Annotated in this window: 13 protein-coding genes; 12 read left to right on the top strand and 1 reads right to left on the bottom strand. The window is 42.2% G+C overall.

What is annotated here, in order from left to right:
* Positions 1-54: 54 nt before the first annotated feature.
* From GS399_RS10540 to GS399_RS10510, 7 genes are all read left to right on the top strand, one after another.
* On the top strand, positions 55-657 hold the full coding sequence (locus tag GS399_RS10540) for a 4Fe-4S binding protein (protein WP_202409427.1): 603 nt from the start codon (positions 55-57) through the stop codon (positions 655-657).
* Positions 654-1,190, top strand: a complete 537-nt coding sequence (locus GS399_RS10535; protein ID WP_160844579.1) for an NADH-quinone oxidoreductase subunit J family protein — start codon at positions 654-656, stop codon at positions 1,188-1,190. The genes GS399_RS10540 and GS399_RS10535 overlap by 4 nt, the downstream gene beginning before the upstream one ends.
* Positions 1,187-1,492, top strand: a complete 306-nt coding sequence (nuoK, locus tag GS399_RS10530; protein ID WP_160844578.1) for an NADH-quinone oxidoreductase subunit NuoK — start codon at positions 1,187-1,189, stop codon at positions 1,490-1,492. The genes GS399_RS10535 and nuoK overlap by 4 nt, the downstream gene beginning before the upstream one ends.
* Positions 1,493-3,538, top strand: coding sequence for an NADH-quinone oxidoreductase subunit L (gene nuoL / locus GS399_RS10525; protein WP_255491636.1), 2,046 nt, complete (start codon positions 1,493-1,495; stop codon positions 3,536-3,538). It abuts the gene before it with no gap.
* Complete coding sequence (locus GS399_RS10520; protein ID WP_160844577.1) at positions 3,535-5,133, top strand: complex I subunit 4 family protein; 1,599 nt, start codon at positions 3,535-3,537, stop codon at positions 5,131-5,133. The genes nuoL and GS399_RS10520 overlap by 4 nt, the downstream gene beginning before the upstream one ends.
* Entirely contained in the window at positions 5,133-6,623 is a 1,491-nt protein-coding gene (locus GS399_RS10515) for an NADH-quinone oxidoreductase subunit N (protein WP_160844576.1), read from the top strand. The genes GS399_RS10520 and GS399_RS10515 overlap by 1 nt, the downstream gene beginning before the upstream one ends.
* Before the next feature lie 174 nt (positions 6,624-6,797).
* Entirely contained in the window at positions 6,798-8,702 is a 1,905-nt protein-coding gene (locus GS399_RS10510; protein ID WP_160844575.1) for an amidophosphoribosyltransferase, read from the top strand.
* A 323-nt stretch (positions 8,703-9,025) separates the two neighbouring features.
* Here GS399_RS10510 and GS399_RS10505 read toward each other — a convergent pair whose 3' ends face one another.
* Positions 9,026-9,646 carry a LysE family translocator gene (locus GS399_RS10505; protein ID WP_160844574.1) on the bottom strand — a complete coding sequence of 207 codons (621 nt, stop codon included), beginning with the start codon at positions 9,644-9,646 and terminating at the stop codon, positions 9,026-9,028.
* Positions 9,647-9,760: 114 nt separating this feature from the next.
* On the opposite strand from GS399_RS10505, the gene GS399_RS10500 reads away from it, so the two are divergent.
* The 5 genes from GS399_RS10500 to GS399_RS10480 all read left to right on the top strand — a co-directional run bounded on the left by GS399_RS10500 (position 9,761) and on the right by GS399_RS10480 (position 16,148).
* A complete protein-coding gene (locus GS399_RS10500) occupies positions 9,761-11,236 on the top strand; it encodes an MFS transporter (RefSeq protein WP_160844573.1) in 1,476 nt (491 codons plus the stop codon).
* Between the two features lie 30 nt (positions 11,237-11,266).
* Entirely contained in the window at positions 11,267-11,704 is a 438-nt protein-coding gene (locus tag GS399_RS10495; protein ID WP_202409426.1) for a deoxycytidylate deaminase, read from the top strand.
* A gap of 115 nt (positions 11,705-11,819) precedes the next feature.
* Positions 11,820-13,145 carry a Gfo/Idh/MocA family protein gene (locus GS399_RS10490; RefSeq protein WP_160844571.1) on the top strand — a complete coding sequence of 442 codons (1,326 nt, stop codon included), beginning with the start codon at positions 11,820-11,822 and terminating at the stop codon, positions 13,143-13,145.
* Positions 13,146-13,203: 58 nt separating this feature from the next.
* On the top strand, positions 13,204-14,262 hold the full coding sequence (locus tag GS399_RS10485; protein WP_160844570.1) for a class I fructose-bisphosphate aldolase: 1,059 nt from the start codon (positions 13,204-13,206) through the stop codon (positions 14,260-14,262).
* Positions 14,263-14,312: 50 nt separating this feature from the next.
* The gene (locus tag GS399_RS10480) at positions 14,313-16,148 is read left to right on the top strand and encodes a UbiD family decarboxylase (protein WP_160844569.1); all 1,836 of its coding nucleotides are present in this window, start codon (positions 14,313-14,315) and stop codon (positions 16,146-16,148) included.
* Positions 16,149-16,152: the final 4 nt, after the last annotated feature.

Here is a 16,152-nt window from a genome sequence, read left to right as displayed (position 1 = left end):
GACTTGAAATTACTTTAAAAAAATAATTGAGATAAAAGGTAAAGAAAATAAAATTTGATACTTTCTAAAACTATATCGGCATTTACGACAGCATGGCAAGGCCTTAGCCTTACTCTCAGGCATTTATTTGCCGCACGTAAACAAAGGAAAGTAGAAAATATAAAAAGTGCTAACTATTTCCAGCAACAGGAAGGAATCGTAACCATTCAATATCCTCATCAAAAATTGCCGGTTCCCGAGGTTGGCAGATACCAGCTGGACGTCGAGATAGATGATTGCATAGTGTGTGATCTGTGTGCCAAAATATGTCCGGTTAACTGTATTGATATTGAAAGTATTAAAGCTACAGAAGCGATCGGGCAAACGTCTGACGGAACGGTGAAGCGCTTATACGCGGCAAAGTTCGATATTGACATGTCAAAATGCATGTATTGCGGTTTATGTACGGTTGTATGTCCCACAGAATGCATTACAATGAACAGCGACTACGACAGAAGTGTAACCGACCCGAGCGAGTGGCTTTACAAATATGCTGACATGGCGCCGGAAGAAGCTGAAGAGAAACGAAAGGCTTTTGAAAAACAGCAGGCGGAAAAACAAGCTGCAAAAGAAGCCGCCATGCAAAAAATGAAGGAAAATAACAGCGGAGCTATATGACGCCGGAACAAATCATATTTTATGTGTTTGCTGCCCTGGTAATAATATCGGCGCTGCTTGCGGTAGTCGTGAAAAGTCTGGTCCGGTCGATATTTTTGTTTTTTGTGACCTTATTCGCCGTGGCCGGTTTATTCGTTTTATCGCTTGGTGATTTTGTCGCGGTAACCCAGATTATAGTTTATGTGGGAGGAGTGCTCGTTCTCATGTTATTCGCTTTTATGCTTTCGAGTAAAGAACTGTTGAACACATTGGAGCTGGTTAAAACAAGATACTCAGCTGTTCAAAATATTCCCGCTATTGTACTGTCATTAGCTTTATTTTTTATACTGGTATTTGCTTTGGTAAAAAGCAATGTTAATCAGCTTGACTGGATAAATGGCGGTAACCACTTATCTGTTAGTGACAATACTGTTCAAATTATCGGAATCAACTTGATGACAAATTATTTGTTTCCATTCGAAGTGGCTTCCGTGTTTTTAATGATGGCGCTTATAGGAGCTGCTCACCTGGCCAGAAAGGATAAAGCGGAATGATTCCATTATCAAACTTTATGATGCTGAGCGCTGCGCTTTTCGTGATCGGATTGTATGCGGTGCTGGTTAAAAGAAACGTAATTCAGTTGCTGATCGGAATAGAATTTATGATCAATGCTGCGTTGATAAATTTTGTTGCAGCGGGTAAATCAGACAAGAACTATATGGGAGGCCAAATGACTGCGCTATTCACTATCGTCATTGCTGCCGCAAGCGTCGCCGTCGCCCTTGCGATTATTTTAAACGTTTATAAGTACTATAAATCTATTGATCCTGATAAACTAAATAAGCTAAGAGACTAATTGGAACAACACGATATCATACCTGTGGTGAGTTTACTGGCGGTTTTAATGCCGCTGCTGTCTTTTGTATTATGCATGTTTTTCGTTCCAAAGAGCATAAGCGGAAAAGTAGCCGTTAGTTCTATCGCTGTCAGTTTTATAGCGTCGTGCTTTGTGTTTTTCAAGATATGGAACGCCGGGAATATCCATATTCAGCATCATTGGTTCACGCTTGGACAAACGTCCTGGGACGTTGGCCTTCTTCTAAATAACTTATCAGCTTTGATGATATTGCTAGTTAGCGGAATTGCGTTTCTGGTTCATATCTACTCCCTGGCTTACATGAAGGGTGACGAAAATATTGACCGATATTGGGGCTATTTAAGTTTATTCTGTTCGTCCATGCTGGGCTTGGTAATCGCTGATAATTTATTGCTGATCTATATTTTTTGGGAGCTTGTTGGTTTTTCTTCATACCTGCTAATAGGTTTTTGGCGTACGCGTGACGCCGCTGTCCAAGCTAACAAAAAAGCATTTATTATGAACCGTTTAGGTGACTTGGGTTTTTTGCTTGCGCTAATGATCCTGTACTCTCAATTTGGAACGCTCGATATAGAAAAGCTTTTCGGCGACGGTGGTCTATTCCATTTATCCCAATTTACAAGTGGAGAATGGATAGCCCCATTAGGGCATATTTCATACGTTTGGTTACTGGTTTGCGGATTCGGATTTGTATTTGGAGCGCTGGCTAAGTCTGCCCAGTTTCCTTTACACACCTGGCTTCCTGATGCAATGGAGGGCCCGACTGCAGTATCATCTTTAATTCATGCGGCCACCATGGTTGCTGCGGGCGTGTTCCTGTTGGTTCGTGTTTCGCCAATATTTGATTCAACGGTTTTAATTACGATCGCGGTGATCGGGATTTTTACGGCATTTATGGCCTCTACTATTGCGTTGGTGCAGAACGATATTAAGCGCATTCTCGCTTATTCTACCATCTCACAGCTTGGCTTTATGATGCTGGCAATCGGAATAGGGAATAACGGAGCAGCCATTTTTCATCTTGCCACACATGCTTTCTTTAAATGCCTTTTGTTTTTATGCGCAGGCTCGGTTATCCATGAAATGCATTATGCAAAAAATAAGCTGGATGCTGATTGCGATCATCAGGATATCCGCAATATGGGCGGATTGAGGAAAATGATGCCGTTAACGTTTGTTACGATGGTTATTGCGGCGCTGGCCTTGTGTGGTATTCCTTTAACATCGGGTTATCTTTCAAAAGATGCTATCCTGATTTCTTCATTTGAATGGGCCACAACACGCTCTTTTGCCGCTAAACTGATTCCATACCTTGCAATGCTCACCAGCTGGCTTACTACTTTTTATATAGCGCGGCTGATTTTTAAAGTGTTTTACGGTGAGCTTCGTATTCAGGGCGACAAAACTGAAAGGCTAATACACGAAGCTCCCAGGTTTATGCTGATGCCGCAGCTGTTTCTCGCAGTGTGTTCAGCGTTTTTTTTATTTTCTGTTAACCCCTTATCTTATGAAAATACCTGGCTTTTGAAAGTATTTCCGGGGTCTGTCGCTCTAGAACGAATTCATTCTTATCATACCGTGATTCCAGCATTGTTAAATTTATTCGCGGTGCTGATCATTTATTTCGCTTACATCCAGTATGCCAGAAAAGAAAAAGCTATGTTTCGTGAAAATACATGGCTATATAATTTCGCACTGAACGGATGGTATTTCGATGAATTTTATCACCAGGCTATTGTTCGCCCTGTCACTTATGTTTCGAAATTCAGCTTCTCAATCGACAGAAAAGTTATTGACGGGTTGGTAGATATTGTTGGCAAATCCGGGGTTCTTTTATCTTCAATAGCGGGCTGGTTGGACAGAAAATTAATTGATGGTTTCGTCAATCTGGCAGGAAGAGCGGCGGCTGGCCTTGGTAATTTTTTCAGGTCATTTCAATCAGGCCGGATCCAATATTATCTGGCTGTAATGATTTTTGTGGTGCTAACTTTTTTTGTTTTACGGTATTTTAGTCCGGCTATATGAATTTGCTAAGTATATTAACTTTTCTTCCGCTTATTGCCGGCATTATTATTTTAGTGGCTCCATCGGGCTGGCAAAAGCAGTTTAAATATATTACGCTTGCAGTAACGCTTGTTCAAATCGCGATAAGCGGATACATCTATTTTCATTTTGATAACTCCCTTAGGGGTGTTGACCTGATCAATTCCTATCAATTCAAAGAGCAGATTTCGTGGATCAGGCTCGACCTCGGTTCAATGGGAAAATTACAGATTGACTATTTCCTCGGAATCGATGGATTGTCCGTTCCTTTCTTGCTGCTAACGTCCATTATCATGATGGTGGCAACGATATCTTCCTGGGAGATTAAAACGAATCTGAAGGGTTATTTTGCATTATTCCTGCTGCTTGATACAGCAATTATCGGTGTTTTTTGTGCCCTTGATTTCTTCCTGTTCTATATTTTTTATGAACTGATGCTGCTTCCATTGTATTTCCTTATCGGGATGTGGGGCGGTGTGCGGCGTGAATATGCGGCCATCAAGTTTTTCCTCTACACATTGGCTGGGTCGGTATTTATGCTGCTGATAATGGTTGGTTTATATTTTTCGGTTACCGATCCTGAAACAGGCAATCATACTTTTAATATGGTTCACATGATGAATCCGGCCAATTATTCGGGTGATTCTATTTTTGGAAGTCTTGCGCAGCAAACACTCCTGGGCATCCCGGCGAGATTGCTCGGATTTATCATTTTATTCATCGCATTCGCGATTAAGGTTCCGATTGTTCCATTGCACACCTGGTTGCCCGACGCCCACGTGGAAGCACCAACACCGGTGTCAATTATACTTGCCGGAATACTCTTAAAAGTTGGAGGATATGGAATTTTGCGAATATGTTATGGAATATTTCCGGATGCAGCGATACATACATCGTGGTGGCTTGGGCTCATTGGCGTCGTTTCTATCGTTTACGGTGCTTTAAATGCACTCGCTCAAAAAGATTTAAAACGTTTGATCGCATATTCGTCGGTATCACATATGGGCTTCGTATTACTGGGCACCGCGTCTCTCACCGCTGAGGGGGCCGCCGGTTCGGTGATGCAGATGATCAGTCACGGTTTTTTATCAGCCATGTTGTTCTTCCTGGTTGGCATAGTTTATAACCGGGTGCATGACCGTGAAATAGCCAATTTCCGGGGCCTGGCTAACATTATGCCGCAGTATACTGCCTTCGTTATGATCGCTTTTTTTGCTTCGCTTGGCTTGCCTGGTTTTTCGGCATTTATCGCGGAAGCATTCAGCTTAATTGGCGCTTTCAATTCCGAGACTGTGAACGGAGCAATTCCACGATGGATGGCCATCGCTGGTTCAGTTGGTATCCTGTTAAGCGCAGCTTATTTCTTATGGACCTTGCAGCGGATGTTTTTTGGGCAAACACGTCTGATGGGTGGAGAAGAATGGAGGACTAAGTTGAACGACTTAACGATGCGTGAAAAACTTGCATTGGCACCGCTTGCCTTACTCGCGCTTATCCTCGGCGTTTTTCCGTCGTTGGCTTTCGATAAGATAAACGGATCGGTTCTGGAGCTAATTCATCATGTAACCGGCAAGTAATGGACGATTATAGCTTATACATCTCCGATTCATTAAACGGAACGATTGCCGGCATCAGAGGAATTTACCCGGAAATAGGGCTGGTAGTTTCTTTTCTACTGGTAATATTTTCGGAGTTGTTTTTTGTTAAGCGGATTAAACAGCTGCCTTTCTGGATAACACTTATTTCGTTAGCTGTAGTTTTCACCCTTACTATTAAGCAGTTTGCTATTGGCGATTCACTCACGCTTTACAGCGGCATGATCGTTCTGCAACCGGCGTCAGTTTATTTTAAGCTTTTGTTCTTGCTTTCAGCTATCCTTTTTATTGTATTTGTCAGGAACAACCAGCAAATGCAGCAACATAAAAAAGGGACAGGCGACTTATATGCTGTTCTGATAGCGGTTTTGCTCGGGATGAATTGCATGGCGATGTCGGCTAACCTGCTTATGGTTTATCTGTCCATAGAAACGGTTTCGATTGGTTCATACATCATGGTTGGATATATTTCCGGCGATGGTAAACAAGCAGAAGCGTCAATTAAATATGCTTTATTCGGTGCTGCATGTTCGGCCATTATGCTTTACGGTATTTCGCTGATTTATAGTTTTACCGGAACACTTAATTTAAATGCCGATTTGCTTGAAGGGCTGAACGCCATTCCTGTGTGGAGTGCCGGACTTGCAATTACCTTGTTCCTTGTTGGGCTTGGTTTTAAAATGTCTTTCGTTCCGTTGCACTTTTGGAGTCCCGACGTTTACGAAGGAGCACCGACTCCTGTCACCGCATTTTTAACCACAGGGTCAAAGATCGCAGGATTTGCACTGTTATGGAGGGTCTTAGAAGCTTTCAACTCATCCGGAAATGCGATTTCAGTCTACGATTTCCAGGGATTAATAGGAATCGTAGCTATTGTAACGATGCTTTTTGGAAATCTTGCGGCAATCTGGCAGGATAATATCAAACGCATGCTGGCTTATTCATCAATTGGTCATACAGGATTTTTAATGATGGCTCTTGTAGCGAATACTGCCGGATTTAAAAGCCTCATCTTTTACCTTTTTATTTATCTGCTGACCAACGTCGCGGCTTTTATGTTGGTTGACAAGGTTGAACAGGAGTCAGGTTCTGTCAATATTTCGACTTATCTGGGTTTGGGCAAATCAATGCCGTTGACGTTCATTTCGTTGCTTATTGTTTTAATTTCATTAACCGGTTTGCCGCCAACATCCGGGTTCGTTGCTAAATTTCTTGTCTTTGGATCTGCGCTGGAATCGTATAAATCATCAGGTTCATCACTTATTCTCTGGATGATGATAACCGGTGCGGTTACGACTGTTGTCTCTCTTTTTTATTATTTCAAAGTGCCATTGTATGCATACCTTCGCAAGACCGAGAGTATTTTGCCCCGCGAAAAATTCGACGTAAAGTTGGTTATTAGTTTAGTCTTAACATTTCTTGTTTTGATTTTTGGAATCTTTCCCCAAGTTATAACCGACTTGATTAATTGAATTAAGCTAACCAGTTTTCCAATATAGTCGTCAGTCTTGCAATAGGATCTATAAATCTCTGCCATTTTACAGGCAATTGGCTGGTTATCATTCTATTGTTAAAAAATCATGTTGAAACATTTAAACTATTGTTAGCAGATAAAAATTCATAAATTTGCGTGCTCAACACCAGCTATGAGTGATTCGATTAAACATGAGTGCGGTATTGCCCTCATTCGTCTTCTGAAACCCCTATCGTTTTATCAGCAAAAATACGGGACGGCCCTTTACGGTCTGAACAAGCTGTACCTTTTGATGGAAAAACAGCATAACCGCGGTCAGGATGGCGCCGGTATTGCAACTATCAAACTGGATACGAAACCAGGGAACCGTTACATCAGCCGTTACCGGGCGATGGGATCGGGTGCAGTTGCTGAAATATTTGAACATGTTCAGAAAAAGTTCGCGACAGTTCAGGCTACCGACCCGCATCTCTTGACTGATACTGAATGGTTAAAGGAAAACGTAAGTTTTACCGGGGAAGTGCTCATGGGCCATCTGCGTTACGGAACACATGGAAAAAATAGCATTGAAAGCTGTCATCCTTTTTTACGCCAGAATAACTGGATGAGCCGTAACCTGGTTATCGCCGGGAATTTTAATATGACCAACGTAGATGAATTGCTTGAGCAGTTATACGAACTTGGCCAACACCCAAAAGAAAAGGCAGATACGGTAACAGTACTTGAAAAGATCGGACATTTCCTCGATACAGAGAACCAGGAGTTGTTCGATAAATTCAAATCGGAAGGGCTTTCAAATGTTGAGATCAGTCATAAAATAGCTGAAAATCTGGATGTTAAGAAAATTCTTCGTCGTTCAGCTAAAACATGGGACGGTGGGTACACCATCAGCGGAATATTTGGACATGGCGACGCTTTCGTTATGCGTGATCCGGCTGGTATTCGTCCGGCGTATTATTATTATGACGACGAAATATTGGTTGTAACTTCAGAAAGACCAGCTATCCAGACAGCGTTTAACATTCCTTTCGAACTGGTAAGTGAAATCAAACCAGGTCACGCGTTGATCGCAAAAAAGGATGGTAAAATTTCTGAAGAACGATTCCATGAGCCGGTTGAGCAAAAGTCATGTTCATTTGAGCGGATTTATTTCTCAAGAGGAAGTGACGCGGCGATTTACAAGGAACGTAAACAGCTGGGCCGTTTGTTATGCCCGCAAATCCTTGAAGCCGTTAATTACGATTTAAAGAATACAGTATTTTCATATATTCCTAATACAGCTGAGGTTGCATTTTACGGAATGGTAGAAGGGCTGCACAAATATGTTAAAAAGCTGCAGCGCGATACCTTACTGAACCGGGCGGATAAGATTTCTGACCAGGAGATGGAGGAAATGCTGAATCTCGCCCCAAGAGTTGAAAAAATTGCTATCAAGGATGTAAAGCTCCGTACGTTTATCACGCAGGACGCCGATCGCCAGGATATGGTGTCGCATGTTTATGATACTACTTATGGCCTTATCCGTCGCGGACTTGATACATTGGTAGTCCTTGATGACTCCATTGTACGTGGTACAACACTGAAGCAAAGTATTCTTAAAATTCTCGATCGCCTTGGGCCTAAAAAGATTATTATCGTTTCATCGGCGCCGCAGATCCGTTATCCCGATTGTTACGGTATTGATATGTCGCGCATGGGCGAATTCGTAGCATTTGAAGCAGCTATCTCACTTTTGAAAGAAAGAGGGATGGAGAACGTGATTTTTGATGCTTACGATAACTGCAAAAAAGGCGAGAATATCCCTAAAGAAAACCTCACCAATTATGTGAAGGCGATTTACAAGCCATTCACGCCAGTTGAGATTTCCGATAGGATTACACAGATTATTACACCGAAGGATATTAAAGCGGAAGTTCAGGTGATTTATCAAACTTTAGAAAACCTGCATCTTGCCTGTCCTCAAAATCTTGGCGACTGGTATTTTTCAGGCGATTATCCAACTCCGGGTGGTAATAGGGTTGTTAACAAAGCCTTCATGAACTGGATGGAAGGAAAGAACCAGCGGGCATATGTTTAAAATATTTTAATTGGAATCCGGCCTCGAGCCGGATTTTTTTATTCTTATACAGACGTCGCCGAATAAATTGGCTTTCCTTTAAAAAGGTGCAAAGTGATTAGCGCAACGATAAAATAAGTATTGTTACTGCCGTTTAACCTGATTGAGCCGGCTGCCGGCCTTGTGGCTATGCCTTTCGCAGTATGAGGTAAAAGCTGGAAGAATTTAAAATAGTGGCATTGAACCTGGTTTCTATAGATATTATTGGCTAATTAGAGTGAGAATATTAAAAAGTACTGTCCAGACGTTGAAAGTTTAAGCTGCTTTTTCTTCTCTTATACATTCTAATGCTTAAATACAATCCCCAGAAACAGCCTTAAAGCAAAAATAATCATCAACGTACCGGCTATTCTGTTAAACCAGGTTAATGTGTTTTCTTTGATTTTATAACGAAGCTTATTTGCATAATAAGCCTTTAACATATCCATAGTGAATTGAGTGCCGAGTATCGAGCCAAAAAATGGAACGATCTTGTCCGACTCAAGATTACCGGTAACCGATATGATACTTCCAGTAACAGTGATCCAGTATAAAAGCAGCCCCGGATTGAAAATGCACATCAAAAAACCCTTAAAAAAATAACCGTAAAGGTGTTTTGTGGAGGACGTTTGCTCGTAATTGATGCTTACTTTTTTCAGTAAATAATAAAGCCCGATCACTAATAAAATACATCCGCCAACTATTCCTATCGGTGTGCGCCACTTGTCTTCTAAGGTGATCAAAGAAGAACCGTAAACGCTTAACATTACATAAATAATATCACTAAGTAATACGCCGCCAGCGAGCGAGGCGCCAGCATCAAAGCCTTTTTCGATGCTGGTTTTAATGAGTGCGAAGAAAACGGGGCCGGTAACAAATGACAAAACAATACCCAACCCAACCCCCGATACGATTAATTCAATCATCCGTTTGTTTTTGCAAATGCGATGTTAAGAAAAATTATCTGTTTCATACAAACTAAAGTGTTGCCGGGTTTTTTCGAAAATTTGACTATGTTTAGCAGCATAATTCTAAATTAAATGTCCATTAACAAAAACGAAAACAGTTCGTCGCTTTATACATTAATAAGCGTTTTTTTCTTTTGGGGTTTTGTTGCCGCCAGTAATGATATTTTAATTCCCGTTTTTAAGGAAAACCTGCATCTTGAACAATGGCAGGCGCAGCTTATTTCTGTGGCGTTTTATGTTGCTTACACCGTTGGGTCGATTATCTATTTCTTTGTTTCAAAAGCCAGTGGAGGCGACATTCTGAACAAGATCGGTTACAAGAATGGTATTTCATTGGGCCTCATTATTTCTGCTCTGGGTACTTTACTATTTTATCCGGCGGCCGAAACAGCTTCTTTTGCGCTGATGATATCCGGCTTATTTATCGTAGGGCTAGGTTTTTCTCTTCAGCAAACAGCTGCAAACCCATTGGCTATCGTTATGGGTGATCCAAAAACAGGATCACAGCGTTTAAGCCTGGCTGGTGGTGTAAACAATTTCGGAACCACGATCGGTCCCGTCTTAGTAAGCCTTGCAATATTCGGGTCTATCACAGCGGGCACGACTAACGTCGCAAGTATTTCGGCAGTTAAAACGCCTTATTTAATACTTGGCGCACTGTTTATTGTAGTGGCAATCATTTTTAAATTTTCAAAGCTTCCTAATAAAATTGAATTAGAACCAGAAGTTGCAGCTAGCTCACCAACCGACGTTTCTGACGTTGAGCATGTAAGCGGTAATTCGAAAAAGTCGGCTTTATCGTACCCGCAGTTGTATTTAGGAATGCTTGCAATATTCGTTTATGTAGGTGTTGAAGTTTCTACGGCGAGTAACCTGCCGGAATTTATGAAAGAAAAACTGCAAACTCCGACAGAACTTATTGCTCCATTTGTATCATTGTATTGGGCAAGCTTAATGGTCGGCCGCTGGACAAGTTCAGTGGGTGCCTTTAATGTAAGCGATATCAATAAGCGTATTTTAAGTTTTATAGTACCATATATCGCTTTTGCGGTATTTTTGATTGTTAATAAACTTGCCGGTCATGAAGTGTCGAATTTTTACGTTTATGGCGTGATGATATTCGTTTTGATAGTTGCCGACTTGATGAGTAAAGGAAATCCGGCCCGGCAATTACTGATTTATTCGGGCTTGGCAATTACTGCTTTGCTAATAGGCATTTTTGCGGGCGGCATGACAAGTGTGTTTGCATTTATCAGTGTAGGATTGTTCTGCTCAACTCTTTGGCCATGTATTTACACCCTGGCTATCGCCGGGCTCGGCAAACACATCAACGAAGGTTCAAGTTTCCTTATCATGATGATTATGGGCGGCGGTTTAATTAGCTGGCTGCAGGGATATTTAGCCTCTCCTGAAATATTAGGAATTCAATTAAGTTATTTCGTAGGAGTTGGATGTTTTGTGTATCTCGCATTCTATGCCATCAGGGCGACTGCTATATTAAAGAGCCAGGGAATTGATTATGACAAACCTGCTGTGGGGGGACATTAATTGCAAAAACCAGCTTTTGATACAATATTTATGAATTTAGCCTCTAACCTGGCTTTACGCTCACACTGCGTAAAAGCCCAGGTTGGAGCTGTTTTAACCAAGGATACCCGTATCATTTCAATAGGGTATAACGGTCCGCCATCCGGCACCCATAACTGCGATGAAGAATGGCCTGAAAGTGGATGCCCGCGTGACTCGAAAGGTAGTTGTTCACTTGCCCTTCATGCCGAGGAAAATGCAATCTTATATGCGGTCAAAAACGGCGCGGAGCTTGAGGGATCGACATTGTATGTGACTTTATCGCCGTGTCTTCCTTGCGCTAGGTTAATTTTTTCCTCGGGAATTAAGAAAGTAGTTTTTCTTAATTCGTACGCCGCTTATAAAGGGCTAAAAAGCGATGAGGGTGTTGATTTTCTCAATAAATTTGGTGTAGATGCTCATCAGTATGCAGCAGAGCAGCAAGTTTAATCGCATAACAAAATCGCCAAATAAAATTCTCATAAAACGTCAGCCCGTTTAAATAAAATTTAATACAACCTGGTCACCGATTTTTTGTTGTTCTAGCACATCTATTCAGCTATCTATGAGAACAATAAATTATTTGACGAATGATCTGGGCGAGTTTTCTTTAGATTATAACAGGCGGCAATTTATCCACCACGCCGGAAAAGGAATTTTTGCCGCTACAGTTTTATCAGAATTTCCTTCCCTGGCAAATACCCCGCAAACAGGAAACTCAAAAACAACTCCTGACGATTTAAAACCGATTCAGCTTAAACCGCTGGAAGATCCCTCTGAAAAGAAAGACGGGTCGCTGCCAAATCCCTTGCAGCCAGAAAAGCGTATAGGATATGCAATTGTTGGCTTGGGCCATTTATCTCTCGCACAAATTTTACCGGCTTTCGGTTCGTGCAAATATTCAAAACCTGTGGCCCTGGTAAGCGGCGATGCTGCTAAAGCACAAACTGTAGCCGCTCAGTATGGAATTCCAGTAAAGAATATTTATAACTACCAGAATTTTGATGAGATAAAGAACAATCCGGAAGTCGATGTTGTATACATTGTGCTTCCAAATTCAATGCACGCAGAATTCACCATTCGGGCAGCTAAAGCAGGAAAACATGTGTTGTGTGAGAAACCGATGGCAACCAGTGTAAAGGATTGTGAGCGCATGATAGAAGCATGCAAAACTGCAGGAAAGCAATTGATGATCGCCTATCGTATTCAATATGAGCCGCATCATAAGCTTGTTAAGGATTGGGTTCGGAATAAGGAATATGGTAAAGTTCGGTTAATAGAGGCATTTAACGCGCAAAACATCGGCGATCCCACACAGTGGCGATTAAAAAAATCCCTTTCAGGCGGAGGCTCCCTTCCTGACATTGGTTTGTATTGCTTAAACACCGCCCGCTATCTTATAGGGGAAGAACCGGTATCAGTTCTGGCAACAATTTATAGTACTCCAAACGATCCACGGTTTAAGGAAGTTGAGGAAACAGTGATGTTTCAAATGCATTTTCCGAATGGTACTCAGGTAAATTCTACAACTTCGTATGGCGTGCATGAATCCAGAAGGTATCGCTGTTATGCGGATAAAGGTGGCTGGTTTGGCCTCGACCCCGCATTTCCTTATAAAGGTTTGAAAATGGAAGTTTCGCAGGCCAGGGATGCGATTGAATGGAAGTCAAATCCCTCGCTGGAAGAAAAAGACCAGTTCGCTCTCGAAATGGATCACATGTCGCAATGCGTGCGCAACAATAAAAAGCCATTCACTCCCGGCGAAGAAGGATTGCAGGATCAGCGAATCATGGACGCCATTTATGAATCGGCGCACACCGGGAAAATTGTTAAATTAGAAACTATTAAGGGTTTGGATATTTTTAGAGGTACGCCTCCTGAGAATAAATAACGACAGGTTTTATTGGAACAAAAAAGTGCGCCATTTCGCATAACTAATTCAGGAAATCATGAGCTATCAGAACACAATCGAATTGTTAAAGGACAAAGCAGAAGATCTGCTTAAGCATGAGTGTAAAACCATTTCAAAAGATCTGCTGCACACGCCGTCTCCAGATTTTGTCGACAAAATATTTGTTCAGTCAAATAGAAATACGCAAGTTTTAAGAAGTTTAGCCGCGATGTACAATCACGGAAGATTGGCGGGAACCGGTTATTTGTCGATACTGCCTGTTGACCAGGGAATTGAACATACCGCCGGAGCTTCCTTTTCCCCAAACCCCATTTACTTTGACCCGGAAAATATCATCAAACTTGCGATAGAAGGTGGAAGCAACGCAGTTGCGACAACATTCGGCAACCTGGCAATTATGTCAAGAAAATATGCTCATAAAATTCCGTTCCTGGTTAAATTGAATCATAACGAACTTTTAACATACCCAACCAAGTATGAGCAAATCATGTTCGGCTCGGTTGAAGACGCCTGGAATTTAGGCGCCGTGGCGGTTGGTGCAACGATTTATTTTGGATCAGAAGGATCCGACCGGCAAATCATTGAGGTGTCACAGGCATTTGAACGCGCTCACGAATTGGGCATGGCTTGCGTGTTATGGTGCTATACCAGGAACAACGATTTTAAAAAGGATGGAATTAATTACGAAACAGCCGCAGATATCACCGGTCAGGCCAACCATCTTGGAGTAACAATTCAAGCCGATATCATCAAACAAAAACTTCCGGATGTTAACGGAGGCTTTACCGCGATCAATTTTTCTAAAAGCGACAAAAGGATGTATACTGATCTGGCTTCGGATCACCCGATCGATTTATGCCGTTACCAGCTCGCTAACTGTTATATGGGCAGAGCCGGTTTGATTAATTCAGGAGGTGAATCAAAAGGCGAAACTGACCTTGCCGAATCGGTAAGAAGTGCTGTTATTAATAAGCGAGCAGGCGGAACAGGCCTTATTTTGGGAAGAAAGGCTTTTCAGCGGCCGTTTGATGAAGGAGTGAAATTACTTAACGCGGTTCAGGACGTTTACCTGGCAAGTGAAATTGGCCTTGCGTAATTCTACGCTTTTTCACTTGAACGATTACTTTTGTGACCTAGTTTCACCTGATGGGATATAAAAATTTGCAGCAGTGTATTTCTGATCTTGAAAAGCATGGTCACCTCGTTCGCATTAAGAAAGAAGTTGATCCATACCTCGAGATGGCATCTATTCATCTCAGGGTTTTTGAGAATCACGGGCCGGCAATTTTGTTCGAGAACGTCAAGGGCAGTACATTTCCGGCTGTTTCTAATTTGTTTGGTACGATTGAGCGGTCAAGGTTTATTTTCCGGGATTCGCTGGATAAGATCAAAACCCTTGTAAGTCTTCGCTCGGACCCATTGAAAGCTTTAAAAAATCCGCTTAAATATGCTGGTTCATCAATAAACGCTTTATCTGCATTGCCGTTAAAGGTTAGCGCAAATACCATTTCTCAATTTGAAAAGTGCCGGATCAGCGATCTTCCGCAAATCGTCAACTGGCCAATGGATGGAGGTCCGTTTGTCACGCTTCCGCAGGTTTACACCGAAGACGTTGAAAAAGCTGGTGTCATGAATTCAAATGTCGGAATGTATCGTATACAGCTATCCGGCAATGACTATATTAAGGATAAAGAGATTGGACTTCATTATCAGTTGCATCGAGGAATTGGTATTCACCAGGCGAAATCAAATGCTAAAGGTCAGTCATTAAAAGTCAGCATTTTTATCGGTGGGCCGCCTTCACATTCGCTTGCAGCAGTTATGCCATTGCCCGAAGGGCTTTCTGAGCTAACGTTTGCCGGCGCTTTGAATAACCGGCGCTTCAGGTATTTTTATGACCCGGAAGGTTTCTGCATATCAGCAGATGCTGATTTTGTTATCACAGGAGAAGTGTTTCCTCAGGATAACAAACCGGAGGGGCCGTTTGGAGATCACCTGGGCTATTACAGCCTGAAACATCCGTTTCCGGTGATGAAAGTTCATAATGTTTATCATAAAAAGGATGCCATTTGGGCGTTTACGGTAGTCGGGCGGCCGCCGCAGGAGGACACCAGCTTTGGTGCGCTCATCCATGAAATAACGGGTTCTGCGATTCCGCAGGAGATACCGGGTTTAAAGGCCATCCATGCAGTTGACGCCGCGGGCGTTCATCCCTTGCTTTTTGCAATTGGAAGTGAACGTTATACACCGTTTTTACAGGAGCAACGGCCACAGGAAATTCTCACCATCGCTAATCATATTCTCGGGAAAAATCAGCTGTCGCTGGCCAAGTATCTTTTTATTGCCGCGAAGGAAGATGACAGCAATCTTGATATTCATGATATAAAAACATTCTTTAAGCACATACTTGAACGGGTTGATCTGTCGCGCGATCTGCATTTTATAACCCGTACGACAATCGATACACTTGATTACTCGGGAACCGATATTAACTCAGGTTCCAAAGTTATTATTGCGGCAGCAGGCAATAAGAAGCGCGAGTTATGCAATGCGTTGCCAGTTAATTTTAACCTTCCGGCGCCGTTTGAAAACTGCAAATTTGTTATGCCCGGAGTGATTGCTGTAAGAGCTCCAAAATATGATAGTGGCAACATTAAAGCTGAGCTCGCGGTAATCAATGAGACTTTGAAGTCCCGGGATCTCCAGTCATTAGTTCTATTGGTTTTATGTGACGACGAGAAATTTACGGCGGCAAGCATGAATAATTTCGTTTGGGTGACTTTTACAAGAAGCAATCCGTCTCACGATATTCATGGTGTCAATCCGTTTATAGAACATAAACATTGGGGATGTAACGGGCCGCTTATCGTTGATGCCCGGATTAAGCCGCACCACGCGCCGCCACTAATTTTGGACGCCGAGGTAGAAAAGCGGGTAGACGAGATGGGCGCTAAAGGAGAATCGTTGCATAGCATAATTTAATCGA

Origin of the sequence: Hufsiella arboris (genome assembly GCF_009834875.1) — a bacterium.
In the GTDB taxonomy this organism is placed as follows: domain Bacteria; phylum Bacteroidota; class Bacteroidia; order Sphingobacteriales; family Sphingobacteriaceae; genus Hufsiella_A; species Hufsiella_A arboris.
Note: the sequence above shows the minus strand (reverse complement) of the source record. Positions and strands in the feature narration are given on the sequence as shown.